The organism is Bacillus cereus group sp. BfR-BA-01360 (genome assembly GCF_022663595.1).
Taxonomy (GTDB): domain Bacteria; phylum Bacillota; class Bacilli; order Bacillales; family Bacillaceae_G; genus Bacillus_A; species Bacillus_A cytotoxicus.
Window position 1 is genome coordinate 1 of the sequence record NZ_JAKUFV010000074.1, and the last position, 546, is coordinate 546.

Genomic DNA, 546 nt, shown 5'->3' on the forward strand with positions numbered 1-546 from the left:
GTTTCTCTACTTTTGGATCCTGTAATTTCTCTTCTTCCTCTTCTTCCAATTCTTTCGCTGTTTCCGGTTTTGGGTGCTCTTCTTTTAACTCATCCGTTGTTTCCCATGTCTCTTCGGTTTCTTTTTCTTCACCCATGCCTTCCACTTGTGGTTTCTCTACTTTTGGATCCTGTAATTTCTCTTCTTCCTCTTCTTCCACTTCTTTCGCTGTTTCTGGTTTTGGGTGCTCTTCTTTTAATTCATCTGTTGTTTCCCATGTCTCTTCGGTTTCTTTCTCTTCACCCATACCTTCCACTTGTGGCTTTTCTACTTTTGGATCTTGTAATTTCTCTTCTTCCAATTCTTTCGCTGTTTCCGGCTCTAGTTCTGGGTGCTCTTCTTTTAATTCATCTGTTGTTTCCCATGTCTCTTCGGTTTCTTTCTCTTCACCCATGCCTTCTACTTGTGGTTTCTCCACTTTTGGATCCTGTAATTTCTCTTCTTCCTCTTCTTCCAATTCTTTCGCTGTTTCCGGTTTTGGGTGCTCTTCTTTTAATTCATCTGTTG

General features: G+C 40.8%; 1 pseudogene. It reads right to left on the minus strand.

The window, feature by feature from the left end:
* Positions 1 to 546, minus strand: a pseudogene (locus MR056_RS21950) (hypothetical protein); the annotation flags it as partial.